The 13,887-nt window shown below is 63.8% G+C and carries 11 protein-coding genes and 1 pseudogene; 3 read left to right on the top strand and 9 right to left on the bottom strand.

All coding sequences use genetic code 11. The features are described 5' to 3' along the window. Nucleotides 1–131 precede the first annotated feature (131 nt). Entirely contained in the window at nucleotides 132–1,211 is a 1,080-nt protein-coding gene (locus ACIQ17_RS00060) for a D-TA family PLP-dependent enzyme (protein ID WP_398464080.1), read from the top strand. A gap of 112 nt (nucleotides 1,212–1,323) precedes the next feature. On the opposite strand, the gene ACIQ17_RS00055 is transcribed toward ACIQ17_RS00060, so the two are convergent. The 9 genes from ACIQ17_RS00055 to ACIQ17_RS00015 all read right to left on the bottom strand — a co-directional run bounded on the left by ACIQ17_RS00055 (nucleotide 1,324) and on the right by ACIQ17_RS00015 (nucleotide 11,441). Further along, a complete protein-coding gene (locus ACIQ17_RS00055) occupies nucleotides 1,324–2,487 on the bottom strand; it encodes an NAD(P)/FAD-dependent oxidoreductase (RefSeq protein WP_398464078.1) in 1,164 nt (387 codons plus the stop codon). Between the two features lie 105 nt (nucleotides 2,488–2,592). Then, nucleotides 2,593–3,510, bottom strand: a complete 918-nt coding sequence (locus ACIQ17_RS00050; protein WP_398464076.1) for an SDR family NAD(P)-dependent oxidoreductase — start codon at nucleotides 3,508–3,510, stop codon at nucleotides 2,593–2,595. Nucleotides 3,511–3,522: 12 nt separating this feature from the next. Beyond that, the gene (locus ACIQ17_RS00045) at nucleotides 3,523–3,975 is read right to left on the bottom strand and encodes a MaoC family dehydratase (protein WP_398464074.1); all 453 of its coding nucleotides are present in this window, start codon (nucleotides 3,973–3,975) and stop codon (nucleotides 3,523–3,525) included. An 86-nt stretch (nucleotides 3,976–4,061) separates the two neighbouring features. Next, nucleotides 4,062–5,789, bottom strand: coding sequence for an AMP-binding protein (locus tag ACIQ17_RS00040; protein ID WP_398464072.1), 1,728 nt, complete (start codon nucleotides 5,787–5,789; stop codon nucleotides 4,062–4,064). A 118-nt stretch (nucleotides 5,790–5,907) separates the two neighbouring features. Continuing rightward, on the bottom strand, nucleotides 5,908–6,792 hold the full coding sequence (mmsB, locus tag ACIQ17_RS00035; protein ID WP_398464070.1) for a 3-hydroxyisobutyrate dehydrogenase: 885 nt from the start codon (nucleotides 6,790–6,792) through the stop codon (nucleotides 5,908–5,910). Between the two features lie 65 nt (nucleotides 6,793–6,857). Next, nucleotides 6,858–7,922 carry an enoyl-CoA hydratase/isomerase family protein gene (locus tag ACIQ17_RS00030; RefSeq protein WP_398464068.1) on the bottom strand — a complete coding sequence of 355 codons (1,065 nt, stop codon included), beginning with the start codon at nucleotides 7,920–7,922 and terminating at the stop codon, nucleotides 6,858–6,860. Further along, nucleotides 7,919–9,064, bottom strand: a complete 1,146-nt coding sequence (locus ACIQ17_RS00025; protein ID WP_398464066.1) for an isobutyryl-CoA dehydrogenase — start codon at nucleotides 9,062–9,064, stop codon at nucleotides 7,919–7,921. The genes ACIQ17_RS00030 and ACIQ17_RS00025 overlap by 4 nt, the downstream gene beginning before the upstream one ends. A gap of 80 nt (nucleotides 9,065–9,144) precedes the next feature. After that, nucleotides 9,145–10,641, bottom strand: a complete 1,497-nt coding sequence (locus ACIQ17_RS00020; protein WP_398464063.1) for a CoA-acylating methylmalonate-semialdehyde dehydrogenase — start codon at nucleotides 10,639–10,641, stop codon at nucleotides 9,145–9,147. A gap of 173 nt (nucleotides 10,642–10,814) precedes the next feature. Beyond that, on the bottom strand, nucleotides 10,815–11,441 hold the full coding sequence (locus ACIQ17_RS00015) for a TetR/AcrR family transcriptional regulator (protein ID WP_398464061.1): 627 nt from the start codon (nucleotides 11,439–11,441) through the stop codon (nucleotides 10,815–10,817). A gap of 164 nt (nucleotides 11,442–11,605) precedes the next feature. Here ACIQ17_RS00015 and ACIQ17_RS00010 point away from each other — a divergent pair, with 164 nt between their 5' ends. Further along, the gene (locus tag ACIQ17_RS00010) at nucleotides 11,606–12,376 is read left to right on the top strand and encodes an enoyl-CoA hydratase (protein WP_398464059.1); all 771 of its coding nucleotides are present in this window, start codon (nucleotides 11,606–11,608) and stop codon (nucleotides 12,374–12,376) included. Nucleotides 12,377–12,552: 176 nt separating this feature from the next. After that, nucleotides 12,553–13,835 (top strand): annotated as a pseudogene (locus tag ACIQ17_RS00005) (MFS transporter). Nucleotides 13,836–13,887: the final 52 nt, after the last annotated feature.

Genomic DNA, 13,887 nt, shown 5'->3' with positions numbered 1-13,887 from the left:
TCGCCCAAGTGGGCGAGCACCTCAGGATGACGGCAGAGTTTGTGTTGCGAACGAAATGGAAGCCGTCATCCTGAGGTGCGAGCTATTGCGAGCCTCGAAGGACGACGGCGAAGCACCGGAGCCAGAGATCGATGACCACATCCCTCGCCGCCAAGATCGCCCGCGACTACGGCACGCCTGCCCTTGTCATCGACATGGACCGTGTCGAGCGCAATATCGCGCGCATCCAGAAGGTCTGCGACGAGGCCGGCATCGCCAACCGCCCGCATATCAAGACGCATAAAAGTCCGGTGCTGGCAAAACTGCAGATCGACGCCGGCGCCAAGGGCATCACCTGCCAGAAGCTCGGCGAAGCCGAGATCATGGCGGATGCAGGGATCGACGACATCCTGATCAGCTACAACCTGCTCGGCGACGAGAAGATGGCCCGTCTCGGCGCGCTGCAGGCGAAGGCAAACATGACCGTTGCCGCCGACAACTCCTTCGTCGTCGACGACCTCACGAAAGCCGCTGCGATCTCCGGGCGCGATCTCCATGTCGTCGTCGAATGCGACACCGGCCGCAAGCGCGCCGGAGTCGAGACGCCTGCGGAAGCGATCGCGCTCGCGCGTGAGATCAAGGCAGCGAAGGGCCTGAGTTTTGCGGGCTTCATGCTCTATCCGACAGAAGACGGCTGGGCCGATGCGCAGCGCTTTTTTGATGAAGCGCTGGCCGGCGTGCGCGCCGAGGGGCTGGAGCCGACCATCGTCTCCACCGGCGGCACGCCGAACCTGAAGAATGTCGGCTCGCTCAAGGGCGCGACCGAACATCGCTTCGGCACCTACATCTATAACGACCGTATGCAGGTGGCCGCCGGCTCCGCCACCTGGGACGACTGCGCGCTGAATGTCTATTCCACGGTGGTCAGCCGTGCCGGCCCCGAACGTGGCATTCTCGATGCCGGCTCGAAGACGCTGACGGCGGATACCGGCGGGCTCGACGGCTATGGCCTGATCCTCGAACATCCCGAAGCGAAGATCGCAAAGTTTGCCGAGGAGCACGGCTTCCTCGATCTTGCCCGCAGCAACACGCGTCCGAATGTCGGCGACGTCGTCCGGATCGTGCCGAACCATGTCTGCGTGGTGGTGAACATGTTCGACGAGGTGGTGATGGTGCGCGGCGACGAGATCGTCGGCACGCTGCCGATCGCGGCGCGGGGGAAGCTGAGATAATCGCCGCAGCCGTAGGATGGGTAGAGCGCAGCGAAACCCATCGGCCGAGCATGCCGCAACGACGGATTGATGGGTTTCGCTCCGGCGCTATCGCGCCTGCGCTCTACCCATCCTACGATCCGAGATACTTTTGCACACCCTGCCCGGCCGCGACGCCCGTCGCGAACGACGCCTGCAGCAGATAGCCCCCGGTCGGTGCTTCCCAGTCCAGCATCTCGCCGGCGACGAACACGCCGGGCAAACGCTTCAGCATGAAGGCGTCGTCGATCTCGTCGAAGGTGATGCCGCCAGCGGTGGAGATCGCACGGGCAATCGGCGCGACACCGGTGACCGTGATCGGGACGGCATTGATCAGAGCAGCCAGCTTCTCCGGTGCCAGCGCGGCCAATTGCACGCCTTCCGCGATGGCCATCTCCTGCAATAGCCCGATCGCCACCGGCGACAGATGCAGCGCCTTGCGCAAGAAGTTGGAGAACGACTGCTTGCCGCGCGGGGCCGCGAGCTTGCGTGTTAGTTCACCGCCATCGAGATCGGGCCGCAAAGCGATCTGCAGCACGGCCTTGCCATCCGTCATCACGGCCTCGCGCAAGACCGAGGACAGCGCATAAATGCCGCCCCCTTCGATGCCGGAACGCGTGACCATCGCCTCGCCGCGAACCGCATGCGCACCGAAGGACAGTGCGATGCCCTTGAGCGGCTGGCCTTCGAAACGATCCTTGAAGATATCCGACCATGCGACATCGAAGCCGACATTGGCCGGCCGCAGCGGCGCGATGCTGACGCCCTTCGCAGCGAGCAGATCGACCCATACGCCATCGGAGCCGAGTTTCGCCCAGCTTGCACCGCCGAGTGCAAGCACGGTCGCTTTGGCCGCAACAAGCCGTTCGCCTTCGGGCATTTCAAACCGTAACGCACCATCGGCGCTCCAGCCGATCCAGCGATGGCGAAATGCGAAGGACACGCCGCCGCTGGAGCCGATGAAAGTGGGTTGGCCGAGCACATCGCTCCAGGAGCGTAGATCGGTCGGCGTAAAGCTTTCGATCGCCGGCGTGAGCTTGCTCTCAGCTGCGCCATAGCGCTTGAGGAAGTCCGGCAGTGGTTCGCTATGGGTGAGATTCAAGCCGCCGCGGCCGGCCATGAGAAACTTGCGGCCGGCGGATGGCATGGCGTCAAAGACGGTGACGCGCGCGCCCGCCTTGGCCAGCACCTCGGCAGCCATCAGGCCGGCTGGACCGGCGCCGATGACGGCGACCTCGTTTGTCGGAATGTCGATCATCCCGCTGGGGTATCATGTAGGGTGGGCAAAGCGAAGCGTGCCCACCTTCACCAGCCGTGCACTTGAAGGTGGGCACGCGCTGCGCGCCTTTGCCACCCTACAGGGTCACATCTTGAGGCCGAGCCTCCTGGCTGCCTGCTCGACATATTTTTGCGTCTGATGGAAGGCGCCATCAAGCACGCGGGCATTGGACATGTCGCTGATCTCGGCGAAGTTGGCCGCGACCGTGTCGGCCGTCCACTGATCCTCGGGGAAGTTCTTGCCTTCGCTTTCGAGGATGCGGATCACCGCGAACGATCCTGCGCCGGCGCCCATGATGGTCTTGGTCGGCGCATTCTCGCTCAGCATGTATTCGACGGCCGGGGTAATCGCCTCCGGCTTCATCAGCTTCAGCGCTTCCGGCGGCAGCAGCTCTTCCGTCATGCGCGTCGCCGCCGTGGGCGACACGATGTTGACGCGGATGTCGGTCTTGCGTCCCTCTTCCGCCAGCACATTCATCAGGCCGACCATGCCGGTCTTGGCGGCGCCGTAATTGGCCTGGCCGAAATTGCCATAGAGGCCCGAAGACGAGGTGGTGAGTACGATGCGGCCATAGTTGCGCGCGCGCATGCCGTCCCACACGGCCTTGCAGCAATAGAAGGTGCCGACCAGATGCACGTCGAGCACCTTCTGGAAATCGGCCACTTCCATCTTGCCGAACGACTTGTCGCGCAGAATGCCGGCATTGGCGCAGAGCACGTCGACACTGCCCCACTCCTTCGTGGCCTTCTCCACCATGGCGGTGACCTGCTCGAAATTCGAGACGTCGGCGCCGTCAGCCATGGCCGTGCCGCCGGCGGCGCGGATTTCCTCGACCACGGTTTCCGCCGCGGTCAGCGAGCCGCCGGTGCCATCGCGCGCGCCGCCAAAGTCGTTGACGACGACTTTGGCGCCGAGTTTGGCGAGGCCCAGCGCATGGGCGCGGCCGAGACCGTTGCCGGCGCCGGTGACGATGGCCACGCGGCCGTCAAAGCGAATGGTCATGATGCGTGCTCCTTAGGTGAAGTAAACGAGGCCGAGCCAATCGGCCACCAGCGCCGGCTTGTCCTCGCCTTCGATCTCGACGGTGGCCGATGTGCGGGTGAAGAGTTCGTTCGGCTTGCGCAGCGTGGCTTCCGTCAGAACGAAGCGGCCGCGCAGACGCGAACCGGCTTTGACCGGCGAGATGAAACGGATCTTGTCGGTGCCGTAATTCACGCCCATAGCGACATCGGCCAGTTTCGGCAGCGCTTCATAGGAAAATACCGAGAGCAGCGACATGGTGAGAAAGCCATGCGCGATGGTGGTGCCGAACGGCGTCTCGCGCGCCTTTGCAGGATCGACGTGGATGAACTGGTGATCCTCGGTGGCGGTGGCAAAGGCATCGATGCGGGCCTGATCGACCAGATGCCATTCGGAGACGCCGACTTCCTTGCCGACCATAGCCATATAGGCTTCACGCGAGATCATCGTTTCCGGTATTCCCTTCCTGTTTGCGCGCGCAGATTCCACGAAGCGGCCGGCAATGCCAAGCCCCCAGCACTCCGTCTTTTGGCCTAGCCGCCCGATACGCCGGGGCCGCGCAACTGGGGAAAATCCTCTTCCTTGAACTCGATGCCGCGCAACGGGTCCTGGCGATCGTTCTCGTGCTCGAGGCGGCGAAGATGGACGCGGCGAATCTTGCCGGAAATCGTCTTCGGCAATTCGGTGACGAATTCGATGCGGCGGATGCGCTTGAACGGCGCAAGCCGCTCCTGCAGATGCGTGTAGATCGATAGCGCCGTGTCGGCATCCGGCTTCGCGCTGCCGACCAGCATCACATAGGCTTTCGGGATCGCCAGACGGATCGGATCGGGGCTCGGCACGATGGCGGCTTCGGCGATGGCATCGTGCTCGATCAGGATGCTTTCGAGCTCGAACGGCGAGATGCGATAGTCCGACGACTTGAACACGTCATCGGCGCGGCCGACGAAAGTGAGATAGCCGTCGTCATCGACGAAGACGACATCGCCGCTGCGATAGATCTCGCCGCTGGCGCCGGTGACACCGCCGTCATCGGTCTGATAGCCCTGCATCAGGCCGGCGGGGCGATCTCTGCCCAGCACGAGCCCGACCTCGCCCTCCTTCGCCGGCTGGCCGTCGGCGTCGATCACCTTCACCGTGTAGCCGGGTAGCGGGCGGCCCATGGAGCCGACCTTTACCGGCTGGCCCGGCGAATTGCCGGCGAGTGCGGTGGTTTCGGTCTGGCCGTAGCCGTCGCGGATGGTGAGGCCCCAGGCGGCCTGCACCTGCTCGATCACTTCCGGATTGAGCGGCTCCCCGGCGCCGCAGACATCGCGCAGTGAGACCTTCGTGTCGGAGAGCTTCTCCTGAATGAACAGCCGCCACACCGTCGGCGGCGCGCAGAGCGTTGTGACACCACAGCGGGCGATGGTGACGAGCAGGCTCTTGGCATCGAAGCGCGGCTGGTTGACCACGAACACGGTGGCGCCCGCATTCCACGGCGCGAAGAAGCAGGACCACGCATGCTTGGCCCAGCCCGGCGAGGAAATGTTGAGATGGATGTCGCCGGGCTGCAGGCCGATCCAGTACATGGTGGAGAGCCCGCCAACGGGATAGCTGCGCTGGCTGTGCCGCACGAGCTTCGGCTTCGCTGTGGTGCCCGAGGTGAAATAGAGCAGCATCGGATCGTCAGCTTTGGTCGGACCATCCGGTGTGAAAGTTTCGTGGAAATCGGCCGATGTCTCGAACGCGAGCCAGCCGTCATGCGGCTTGGATGCGTTGACGACGATCTGCCCAACACCGGCCGTCTTGAGGCTGCCAAATTTGGCGACCTGATCCTCGGCGGCGACGACGAGTTTTGCTTTGCCGCGATCGAGGCGATCCTGCAATTCGTCTGATGTCAGCAGCGTCGTTGCGGGGATGATGACGACGCCGAGCTTGATCGCCGCCAGCATGGTTTCCCACAGCGGCACGACATTGCCGAGCAGCAGCAGCAGATGATCACCACGCGTCAGCCCCTGCGCGCGCAGGAAGTTTGCAACCTGATTGGAGCGGCGTGAGAGATCGGCAAAAGAAAGTTTTGTCTCGTTGCCGGTGGCTGCATCGACGATCCACAGCGCTGGACGATCCTTGCTGGCAGGATCGCGGGCGAGTTCGGCATCGAACCAGTCGAGGGCCCAGTTGAAATCGACAGGATCGGGCCAGCGGAAATCGGTGACGGCCTTGTCGTAGTCTGTGCGGTGTTCGAGGAGAAAGGCGCGGGCCTGCTTGAACGTGGTCATGCTTCCTCACCCTGTTTGTTTTTCTTTGTCATGCCCGGGCTTGACCCGGGCATCCATGTTTAATTGATGTCGAAAGGAAGTTGGGTGGCCGGGACAGGCCCGGCCATGACAACCCGCGTTACTTCGCCAGCTTCCGCAGGTGGTTCACGATCCCCGAAAAATCGACACCGCCCTGCCCGTCCTTGTCAAAGGTCTCGTAGATGCTCTCCGCATGCGCCCCGAGCGGCGTCTGTGCGCCGGCCGCCTTGGCGGCTTCCTGCGAGAGTTTGAGATCCTTCAGCATCAAGGCCGCGGCGAAGCCGGGCTTGTAGTCGTTGTTCGACGGAGAGGTCGGCACCGGGCCCGGCACCGGGCAATAGGTGGTCAGCGACCAGCACTGGCCCGACGAGGTGGATGCCACGTCGAACAGCGCCTGATGCGACAGGCCGAGCTTTTCAGCGAGCACGAAGGCTTCGCTGACGCCGATCATGGAAATGCCGAGTATCATGTTGTTGCAGATCTTGGCCGCCTGCCCCGCGCCCGCATCGCCGCAATGGACGATCTTCTTGCCCATCGCTTCGAGGATCGGTTTGGCGGATGCAAATGCTTTGCTGTCGCCACCGGCCATGAAGGTCAGCGTCGCGCCCTTGGCGCCGCCGGTCCCGCCGGAGACTGGCGCATCCACGGAAGGAAGCTGTTGAGCGGCTGCAAGCCCATGGGCCTTGCGAGCGCTTTCCACGTCGATGGTCGAGCAATCGATCATCAGCGCGCCCTTCGCGGCGGCCGGGATCACCTCGCTCCAGACCGACACCACATGCTTGCCGGCAGGCAGCATGGTGATGATGACTTCGGCGCTCTTCACCGCATCGACGGCGGTGGCGACGATGGCAACGCCATCGGCCTTGGCTTGCGCAAGCGAGGCTTCCACGAGATCAAAGCCCGTCACCTTGTGGCCGGCCTTGACCAGGTTGGCGGCCATCGGGCCGCCCATATTGCCGAGACCGATAAATGCGATGCTGGTCATATCCTGCCCTCGTCTGTTTTGATTGTTATCGAATGTCGGCTCCGCTGATGGAATCCGACTTTCGTTCAGAAAGTGAGCGAAACGTCGCGCGGCGCCAGATAGCGTGCCACGATCTCGGGTGTGACGCCTTTCAGATCAGGCGGCTGCCATTTCGGATTGCGATCCTTGTCGATGATCGCGGCGCGGACGCCCTCGACGAAATCGGCGCTGTCGAACACTTCGAGCGCCGCGAGATATTCGCGCGACAGGCATTCTTCGAGCGACGACGACGCCCGCGCCAGACGCAACAGCTTGAGCGTCACCTTCAAGCCGCGTGGCGACTTGTCGGCCATCGCCTTCAGCGTGGCCTGTGCGAATTCGGAACCGTCCTGCTCCAGCGCCGTAACGATCTCCTCGACGCTGTCATGGGCAAAGGCGCGATCGATCAGCGCGCGTTGGGCGGTGACCGGGCCGGTCTGCTCCGGCGCGGAAAAACTCTTGAGCTTGGCCATGACCGTGGCCGCATCGGTGTTCGGTGCAAGCCTGGTCAGTGCTTCACGCAGCGCAGGCCAGTTATTGGTGTCGATCAACACATCGGCCATCCGCGCGGCCAGTGCATCGGCGCCATTGGCATTCTGGCCCGTCAGCCCGAAATAGGTGCCGAGTTCGCCCGGCGCGCGCGACAGCAGCCATGTGCCGCCGACATCGGGGAAGAAGCCGAGGCTCACTTCCGGCATCGCCATCCTGGTCTTTTCGGTGACGATGCGATGGCTGGCATGGCCGGCGAGACCGACGCCGCCGCCCATCACGAAACCGTCCATATAGGCCACATAAGGCTTCGGGAATTTCGCGATGCGCGCATTGAGGATGTACTCCTCGCGCCAGAACACCTTGCCGAGATCGCCTTTCACTTTGGCGCTGTCATAAAGGCCGCGGATATCGCCGCCGGCGCAGAGGCCACGTTCGCCGGCGCCTTCGAGAATGATGACGGCGACCGAAGGATCGGCTTCGAACTTGTCGAGCGCCGCAACGATCTCGCGCGTCATTTCCAGCGTCAGCGCGTTCAGCGCCTTCGGCCGGTTCAGCCGCAGAATGCCGGCCGCGCCTTCCTTGCGGGCGATCAGATCGCCCTCCACCATGCCATTACTCATCGTGCGCCCTCGATCAGTTTGCGCGACACGATCAGCCGCATGATTTCATTGGTGCCTTCGAGGATCTGGTGCACGCGCAGATCGCGCACGATCTTCTCGACGCCATATTCGGCGAGATAGCCGTAACCGCCATGCAGTTGCAGCGCTTCATTGGCGACCTCGAAGCCGATATCGGTGCCGAAGCGTTTGGCCATGGCGCAGAGCATGCTCGCATCGGCATCCTTGCGATCCAGTGCCGCGGCTGCGCGCCAGAGGAAGGTGCGCGCCGCTTCCAGTTCGGTTGCCATGTCGGCAACACGGAATTGCAGCGCCTGGAATTCATCGAGCTTCTTGCCGAAGGCCTTTCGCTCTTTCATGTAGGTGAGCGACTTGTCGAGCGCCGACTGCGCGCCGCCGAGCGAGCATGCGGCGATGTTGAGGCGGCCACCATCGAGACCCGCCATGGCGATCTTGAAGCCGATGCCTTCAGCGCCGAGGCGATTGGCCACGGGCACGCGGGCATTCTCAAACATCACCGCGCGGGTCGGCTGCGCGTTCCAGCCCATCTTGCGCTCATTGGAGCCGAAGGAGAGCCCGGGCGTGTCCTTGTCCACCACCAGCGTCGAGACACCACCGGCGCCCTCGCCGCCCGTGCGCACCATCACGACATAGATGTCCGTTTCGCCGGCGCCGGAGATGAACTGCTTCTGGCCGTTCAGCACGTAATGATCGCCGTCGAGCATCGCCTTGGTCCGCAGCGCGGCCGCGTCGGAGCCCGAGCCCGGTTCGGTCAGGCAATAGCTCGCCAGCAACTCCATGGTGCAGAGACGCGGCAGCCATTTCTGACGCTGCGTGTCGCTGCCATAGGAGTCGATCATCCACGACGCCATGTTGTGGATGGAGATGAAGGCTGAGGTGGTCGGACATCCCGTCGCCAGCGCTTCAAAAATCAGCGCGGCATCGAAACGTGTCATGGCGGAGCCGCCGACATCGTCGCGGATATAGATGCCGCCCATGCCGAGTTCGGCGGCGGCGCGCATCACGTCTTTCGGGAAATGCCTGTCTTCGTCCCACTTGAGCGCGAAGGGCGCGATCTTCTCGGCGGCGAAATCGCGCGCCATGTCGCGGACAGCGGTTTGTTCCTCATCGAGAGCGAATTGCATGACGCCCTTCTTTGTTGATTGCGGATCAAAAAGCAAACGGCCCGGCGCATCGGGGATGCGGCCGGGCCGTGGTATTCGTCTTACTTCATCAGCGGGATGGAGAATTCCGCCCCTTCCTTGACACCCGACGGCCAGCGCGAGGTGACCGTCTTGGTCTTGGTGTAGAAGCGCACCGAGTCCGGGCCATGCTGGTTGAGGTCGCCGAAGCCCGACTTCTTCCAGCCACCGAAGGTGTAATAGGCAATCGGCACCGGGATCGGCACATTGATGCCGACCATGCCGACATTGACGCGCGCGGCAAAGTCGCGGGCGGCATCGCCGTCGCGGGTGAAGATGGCGACGCCGTTGCCATAGTCGTGATCCGACGGCAGCGCGAGGGCTTCCTCATAGTCATGCGCGCGGACGACCGACAGCACGGGGCCGAAGATTTCTTCCTTGTAGATGCGCATGTCCTTGGTGACGTTGTCGAACAGACAGCCACCCATGTAAAAACCCTTCTCGTAGCCCTGCATCTTGAAGCCGCGGCCATCGACTGCGAGGGTCGCGCCTTCCTTGACGCCGATATCCACATAGTTGCGGACGCGCTCGACGGCTTCCGCCGTCACCAGCGGGCCGAAATCGGCAGACGGATCGACCGAGGTGCCGATCTTCAGCGCTTCGACGCGCGGGATCAGCTTTTCCATCAGGCGATCGGCGGTGGCCTTGCCGACGGGGACTGCGACCGAGACGGCCATGCAGCGCTCGCCGGCCGAGCCGTAGCCGGCGCCGATGAGCGCATCCACTGCCTGGTCCATGTCCGCATCCGGCATGATCAGCGCGTGGTTCTTGGCGCCACCGAAGCACTGGCAGCGCTTACCGGTCTGGGCTGCGCGGGTGTAAATATATTCGGCGATCGAGGTCGAGCCGACAAAGCCGATGGCCTTGATGTCCTCGTCGTCGAGGATGGCGTCCACCGATTCCTTGTCGCCGTTGACGACATTGAGGATGCCCGGCGGCAGGCCGGCTTCGATCATCAGTTCTGCGAGCATCATCGGCACGCCCGGATCGCGCTCCGAAGGCTTGAGGATGAAGGCGTTGCCGCAGGCGATCGCCGGGGCGAACTTCCACATCGGGATCATGGCCGGGAAGTTGAACGGCGTGATGCCGGCGACGACGCCGAGCGGCTGGCGCATCGAATAGATGTCGATGCCGGGGCCGGCGCCTTCGGTGTATTCACCCTTCATGAGATGCGGAATGCCGCAGGCGAATTCGACCACTTCGAGGCCGCGCTGGATGTCGCCCTTGGCGTCCGGCACGGTCTTGCCGTGCTCACGCGCGAGGCGGTCGGCGAGCTTGTCGTAATCGCGCTGGGCGAGTTCGAGGAACTTCATCATCACGCGCGCGCGACGCTGCGGATTGGTGTTGGCCCAGGCGACCTGTGCCGCCTTGGCATTCTCGACCGCGGCGCGGAGTTCGGCCTTGGAGGCCAGCGCGACCTTGGCCTGCACTTCGCCGGTCATCGGCTCGAAAACATCGGCGAAACGCCCAGATGTGCCGGCGACTTCCTTGCCGCCAATGAAATGTCCGATCGTCTTCATGCGTTCCTCCAGAGGGTGCCAATTTGGAGGGGATGTTGATCAGGCTTTGCCGGCTTTGAAAAGGCCTCGAATGCGCAACGGTTTTGCGAAAATGCAAGCCATCGAAGGCGGCGCGCATCCCGACAAATGTCGCTGCCGCGACAATGTGTCAGACGCGCACGCGCCGTCGATTTTCACGCCTTTTTGGCGGTCTTCTTCGCGGTCGCGCGCCTGCCGCCCGGTTGCACCGCGGCACGCTCCAGCACGGTGTCGCGACCGACCTTGAGGAATTCGTCGGACACCTCGCCGGAGCCGGCGATACGCGACATCAGGATGCCGCCCATCATGGTGGCGAGCGCGGCGATCGCCTGTTTTCGCGCCGCTGCGGGATCGCCGGAATACTGCTCCGCCATCATCTCGATCATGTCGTCCAGCTTGGCCGCAAAGGCCCGGCGCGTCTTCGGGCTTTCGCGCGCGATCTCCGCGCCGAGTGCCGGCATCGCACAGCCATGGCCTGGATTGTCGCGGTGCTGGGGCGAGAGATAGGTGTCGACGAGATGGGCCAATCGCTGTTCCGGCGCCAGGTCTGCAATCTGCTGCCGCCGGCGTGTCATGGAGCGGTCCATGGCGTAGTCGAACGCCTCGACCACCAGCGCCTCGCGCGAGTCGAAATGAGCATAGAAGCCGCCATGGGTCAGACCGGCCTCCTTCATCAGGTCGGCGACGCCGATGCCATGGGCGCCGCGTTCGCGCAGCCGCACCGACGCCTTCTTGACGATGCGGGCGTGAGTCTCTGCCTTGTGCTCTTTGGAGTAACGCATTCCCGGTCCGTTCCGCCGAAAAAGATGATGCTGATCATATTAATTGCTCTGCGTCTTGCGCGCAACGCGTCCCGCCTCGCGCGCTTGACTTTACCCCTTCTTGCTAGGGAACCTGTGTGCCCAAGACCGGCGATCCGCGGCGGCGAAAAAGGCGAGAAACTCCCATGCACATGCTCAATCCGCATTGCGGCATCGACCGCGATTCCCGAGGCGTTGTTCGCCTGACGATCTGCAATGCGGGATCGCTCAACATTCTCGGCACCACGGTCATCAATCACGTGCGCGAAGGTATCGAGAGCCTCGCCACGGATCGCGACATCCGGGTGCTGGTCATCGCCGGCGCGAGCGAGAAGAGCATGATCGGCGGCGCCGATATCAAGGAGATGGCAGGTCTCGACCAGCGCTCGGCGGAAACGTTCATCTCGGGCCTGCGCGCGCTTTGCGACGCACCGCGGCACTTCCCTGCCCCGGTGATCGCGCGCATTCCCGGCTGGAGCCTCGGCGGCGGGCTCGAATTCGCCGCGGCCTGCGATTTTCGCGTGGCTGCGCATGACGCGAAATTCGCCATGCCGGAGGTCCGCGTCGGCATCCCCTCGGTGATCCAGGCAGCGTTGCTGCCGCGGCTGATCGGCTGGGCCCGCGCCCGCTGGCTGATCATGACGGCCGCGACCATCGATGCGCCGACGGCGCTGAACTGGGGCCTTGTGGATGTGGTGGCCGCCGAAGGCGCGCTCGATGCCGAGATCGAAAAGCTGGTCGACGCCCTGCTGGAATGCGCGCCGGAAGCGCTGAGATCGCAAAAAGCGATGCTGCGTCAATGGGAAGAGCTGCCGCTGAAGGAATCCATGGATCTCAGCGTCGGCGTGTTTGGCCAGGCCTATCTGACCGGCGAACCGCAGAAGTTGATGGGCGATTTCATCAACCGCAAGCGGTAACCCAGTCGTCATTGCGAGCGTAGCGAAGCAATTTAGTTCTTTCTTCGTGCGACTTCTGGATTGCTTCGTCGCTACGCTCCTCGCAATGACGGCGCAACGGTCATTGCCGCCTCCCTTGCAATTGCCGCAGCGCATCATATGATGAGCATCATCTTCCTCATCACATGGACGCTCCGATGATCTCCGGATGGCTTTCGACCGCCCTCGCCCGCCGCAACATCCATTATGGCTGGGCGATGATCGCCGTGACCTTCGTCACCGCGCTGGTGAGCGCTGCGGCGGTCGGCGCGCCTGGCGTGTTCATCGTCCCGCTGCAGAAGGAATTCGGCTGGAGCACCGCCGAGATCTCATCGGCGATGTCGATCCGTTTCGTGCTGTTCGGCCTGATGGCGCCTTTCGCCGCGGCGCTGATGAACCGCTACGGGCTACGCAATGTCACGCTGACGGCGCTGGTGATCGTCGTGGCCAGCCTCGTATTGTCGCTCGGCATGACGGAGCTCTGGCAGCTGGTGGCGCTGTGGGGCTTCGCCGTCGGCGTCGGCACCGGCATGACGGCCCTCGTGCTCGGCGCCACCGTGGCCTCGCGCTGTTCAAGGAGCGGCGCGGCCTCGTGATCGGCATCCTCACCGCCAGCGCCGCCACCGGGCAGCTGATCTTCCTGCCGATCCTGGCCAGCATCACCGCGCAGGTCGGCTGGCGCTGGGCGCTCGCTCTGATGTGCGTGATGCTCGCATTTGCCGCCATCGCCGTGCTGCTGGTGATGCGCGACCGGCCGAGCGATCTCGACCTGCGCCCGTTCGGCGATACCGGCACCGATCCGCTGCCGGCGCCGCCGCCGGCCAATGCGCCGATCATGGCCGCTGCACTTGGCGCACTGCGCGATGCGGCGAAGACAAAAGTGTTCTGGATTTTGTTCGCGACCTTCTTCATCTGCGGCGCCAGCACCAACGGCCTCGTGCAGGTGCATCTGATCCCGATGTGCCTCGATTTCGGCATTCCCGAAGTGCAAGCCGCCGGCCTGCTCGCGGCCATGGGCATCTTCGACTTCGTCGGCACCATCGCGTCGGGCTGGCTGTCGGATCGTTACGACAACCGCTATCTGCTGTTCTGGTATTACGGCCTGCGCGGGCTTTCGCTGCTGGCGCTGCCCTTCACCGACTTCACCTTCTACGGCCTGTCGCTGTTCGCGCTATTCTACGGCCTCGACTGGATCGCCACGGTGCCGCCGACCGTCCGGCTCACCGCCGCGCGGTTTGGTGCGGAGCGTGCCGGCCTCGTGTTCGGATGGATCTTTGCGGGCCATCAGCTCGGCGCAGCGACCGCCGCCTTCGGCGCCGGTCTCTCGCGCACGGTACTGCTGAGCTACCTGCCCGCCTTCTTCGCGGCAGGTGCCCTGTGCATCGTGGCCGCCGTGATCGTGCTGGCGATCACGAAGGAGAAAAAGGTCGCGACGGCGTGAAGCCGTAGGGTGGGCAAAGCGCAGCGTGCCCACCGTCCCGGCCGTGCACTTG

Source organism: Tardiphaga sp. (genome assembly GCF_044340795.1).
In the GTDB taxonomy this organism is placed as follows: domain Bacteria; phylum Pseudomonadota; class Alphaproteobacteria; order Rhizobiales; family Xanthobacteraceae; genus Tardiphaga.
This window is presented reverse-complemented; position numbering and strand designations above follow the sequence as displayed.

Excerpts from the sequence above, each read along its gene's own strand:
- ACIQ17_RS00060 (WP_398464080.1), top strand. The coding sequence starts at position 132 with ATGACCACATCCCTCGCCGCCAAGATCGCCCGCGACTACGGCACGCCT.
- ACIQ17_RS00055 (WP_398464078.1), bottom strand. The coding sequence starts at position 2,487 with ATGATCGACATTCCGACAAACGAGGTCGCCGTCATCGGCGCCGGTCCA.
- ACIQ17_RS00050 (WP_398464076.1), bottom strand. The coding sequence starts at position 3,510 with ATGACCATTCGCTTTGACGGCCGCGTGGCCATCGTCACCGGCGCCGGC.
- ACIQ17_RS00045 (WP_398464074.1), bottom strand. The coding sequence starts at position 3,975 with ATGATCTCGCGTGAAGCCTATATGGCTATGGTCGGCAAGGAAGTCGGC.
- ACIQ17_RS00040 (WP_398464072.1), bottom strand. The coding sequence starts at position 5,789 with ATGACCACGTTCAAGCAGGCCCGCGCCTTTCTCCTCGAACACCGCACA.
- mmsB (WP_398464070.1), bottom strand. The coding sequence starts at position 6,792 with ATGACCAGCATCGCATTTATCGGTCTCGGCAATATGGGCGGCCCGATG.
- ACIQ17_RS00030 (WP_398464068.1), bottom strand. The coding sequence starts at position 7,922 with ATGAGTAATGGCATGGTGGAGGGCGATCTGATCGCCCGCAAGGAAGGC.
- ACIQ17_RS00025 (WP_398464066.1), bottom strand. The coding sequence starts at position 9,064 with ATGCAATTCGCTCTCGATGAGGAACAAACCGCTGTCCGCGACATGGCG.
- ACIQ17_RS00020 (WP_398464063.1), bottom strand. The coding sequence starts at position 10,641 with ATGAAGACGATCGGACATTTCATTGGCGGCAAGGAAGTCGCCGGCACA.
- ACIQ17_RS00015 (WP_398464061.1), bottom strand. The coding sequence starts at position 11,441 with ATGCGTTACTCCAAAGAGCACAAGGCAGAGACTCACGCCCGCATCGTC.
- ACIQ17_RS00010 (WP_398464059.1), top strand. The coding sequence starts at position 11,606 with ATGCACATGCTCAATCCGCATTGCGGCATCGACCGCGATTCCCGAGGC.